Source organism: Paenibacillus germinis (assembly GCF_013141785.1).
GTDB classification, from domain to species: domain Bacteria; phylum Bacillota; class Bacilli; order Paenibacillales; family NBRC-103111; genus Paenibacillus_E; species Paenibacillus_E phytorum.
Genome location: NZ_WHOC01000010.1, coordinates 1 through 2822, shown reverse-complemented (window position 1 = coordinate 2822; position 2822 = coordinate 1). Strand labels below are relative to the sequence as shown.

Genomic DNA, 2822 nt, shown 5'->3' with positions numbered 1-2822 from the left:
TTACAAGCCGTTTCGAAGTTTGAATCCATCTTCAGCGGTTTTTTTCACAGAATTCGCTTACCAAGCAGCGAAGCAATTAGGCCAATAGCAAGCCGCGCAGTGCGTCTGCTTTCATCCAACATTGAATTGATCTCAACAACGTCAATGGAGACGATTTGACCCGATTCCGCTAGCAGTTCACAGGCAAAATGCGCTTCGCGGTATGTCAGTCCGCCTGGCATTGGCATTCCGACCCCGGGTGCTTCTAATGGATCTAAGCAATCTGCATCTAAGCTGATATGGATACCGTCGGTTCCATACCCGGCAATTTGCAGCGCCTTTTCAATGACCTTCTCAATCCCCAACCGATCGATGTCATGCATTGTGAAGCAAGAAATTCCTTCTTTCACAATCAGTTCTCGCTCATCTGGTTCCACATCGCGAACGCCGATGATGACTACATTCTCTTTTTTTATCAAAGTTTTAGATCCTGAAATTTCTTCCAACCTCAATTGAGCTTTACCAAGGGCTACCGCTAATGACATCCTATTCAAGTACCCAGTCGGACTAACCTCTTCGGTACTCAGACCAACGTGAGCGTCAAAGTAAATGACCCCCAAGTTCGAGAACTGGGATGATAGCCCTGCGAGTACCCCAATGGATACACTATGATCGCCGCCCAACACAAGGGGAACGGTGCCATTATGAACAGCTTGCGAGACTTGCTTCGCCACCAGCTTGCTCATCTCTTTCACTTCAGGGAGATACTTCCCCTTGTCATCGTTCGAAGAAACAACAGAAGGCAGGGGACATCTCAGCTTATATTCGGCAGTAAGCTCATAGTCCGTTTTCCGAATTTGGCGAATTAAGCCTGCTTGAAGCATGCTTTCTGGACCATCTTCTGTTCCTGGACGACTGGCTCCAAGTCCAAATGGCACCTGAATGATACTAAGTTGTTTACGAGCCGGCATGATACTCCCCTTCCTTTCCCCTTATCCATTTACCTAAAAGACAAGCTTGATGCGCTCAAGCGCCCAATCTAATTGCTCCTTCGAGATTGTAAGCGGCGGCGCAAATCGGATCGTCGTTTCGTGCGTTTCTTTGCACAAGATGCCAAGCTCTTTCATTTTTTCACAATACGGACGCGCCTGCTCGTTCAATTCAACGCCAATGAACAATCCGCGGCCTCGTACCTCTTTAATATCCGGACTTTCGATCTTACGCAGATTATCAATGAAATATTTCCCTAATTCATATGAACGTTCGACCAAACTCTCTTCCTTCAATATGTCCATTGCGGCAATAGCAACGGCGCAGCCTAAAGGATTTCCACCGAAGGTGGACCCGTGCGATCCGGGATTAAATACGCCGAGGATGTCCTCATTAGCGGCAACTGCTGAGATCGGGAATACGCCGCCCCCCAGCGCTTTGCCCATAATATAAACATCTGGGTGAACAGATTCCCACTCACAGGAGAACAACTTGCCAGTTCGGCCGAATCCTGTCTGAATCTCATCCGCAACGAAGAGAACGTTATTCGCTTTACACAGCTGATAGGCTTCTTGCAAGAAACCTTCATTTGGAATGACAATTCCAGCTTCCCCCTGAATCGGCTCCACCAGAAAAGCTGCTGTATTCGATGTTATTGCTTGTTTCAAAGCATCTAAGTCTCCATAAGGAATGATTTTGAAGCCCGGCGTAAATGGACCAAAATCTTCTTTATACTCTTCCGAAGATGAAAAAGACGTCACTGTAATCGTCCGTCCGTGGAAGTTTCCTTCGCAGACAATGATTTCAGCCTGATTGGCAGGTACTTTCTTGACTTTATATGCCCAACGTCTCACGGCTTTGAGGGCAGTCTCTACCGCCTCTGCTCCTGTGTTCATTGGTAGTATCATGCTTTTCCCTGTCAGAGCAGACAGCTTTTCATAAAATTCCCCGAGCTGATCGTTATGAAACGCTCTCGAAGTCAATGTTACTTTATCGGCTTGAACCTTGAGGGCTTCGATAATTTTGGGATGTCTATGTCCATGATTCAAGGCCGAATAGGCACTTAACATATCCATAAACCGATTGCCTTCCGGATCTTCAACCCAAACGCCTTCTGCCCGCGAAATGACGATTGGTAGCGGATGGTAGTTATGTGCGCCATATTTTTCCGTTTGCATAATAATATTAGTAGTTTCGCTCTTCATGACGGCACTCTCCTTAGAGTTTTGAATACAAAACTTACATCGTAAGCATAAGCTTCGCGTTTTATTTTAAAGAATGCGTTCTCCGAACACAGAGCCAATTAATTCTACTGCTGTTTTAGCTGTTTTGTTATTTTGATCCAACATCGGGTTCACTTCGACAAACTCAGCGGAGACAAGTACATTCCGCTCATATAGCATCTCCATCGCAAAATGACTCTCCCTGTAAGACATGCCACCTGAAACGGGTGTGCCGACACCTGGGGCTTCGCCTGGGTCCATCCCATCCAAATCAAGGCTAAGATGAACACCATCTGTTCCGTTGGTTACGATCTGAAGCGCTTCTTCCATCACCTGTTTCATACCGTTTCGATCAATATCATGCATAGTGAATACACGAATGCCTTTTTCCTTCAGGAACGCTCTTTCTCCTTGATCAATGGATCTAGCTCCGATAATGACCACATTCTCCGGTCTTAGCTTCGCTTCAATACCACCGATGGATACCAAGTCCGGGTGACCATAACCCAGAGCAACGGCTAAGGACATACCATGTATATTGCCGGAGTACGTTGTTTCCTCGGTGTTAACGTCAGTATGAGCGTCAAACCAAATCACACCAAGCCTGTTTACATGCTGCAGAACCCCTTT

Annotated in this window: 3 protein-coding genes; all 3 read right to left on the bottom strand. The window is 46.5% G+C overall.

Annotated features, from left to right (window positions below; all coding sequences use genetic code 11):
* Positions 1-44: 44 nt before the first annotated feature.
* Positions 45-950 carry an arginase gene (rocF, locus tag GC102_RS01460; protein ID WP_171687911.1) on the bottom strand — a complete coding sequence of 302 codons (906 nt, stop codon included), beginning with the start codon at positions 948-950 and terminating at the stop codon, positions 45-47.
* Positions 951-983: 33 nt separating this feature from the next.
* Positions 984-2174, bottom strand: a complete 1191-nt coding sequence (locus GC102_RS01455; protein WP_171687910.1) for an ornithine--oxo-acid transaminase — start codon at positions 2172-2174, stop codon at positions 984-986.
* Positions 2175-2240: 66 nt separating this feature from the next.
* The coding region (rocF, locus tag GC102_RS01450; protein ID WP_171687909.1) for an arginase at positions 2241-2822 on the bottom strand (582 nt) is incomplete at its 5' end.

What these genes read in the sequence shown, in the direction of transcription:
- rocF (WP_171687911.1), bottom strand. Translation starts at nt 950, where the DNA reads ATGCCGGCTCGTAAACAACTTAGTATCATTCAGGTGCCATTTGGACTT.
- GC102_RS01455 (WP_171687910.1), bottom strand. Translation starts at nt 2,174, where the DNA reads ATGAAGAGCGAAACTACTAATATTATTATGCAAACGGAAAAATATGGC.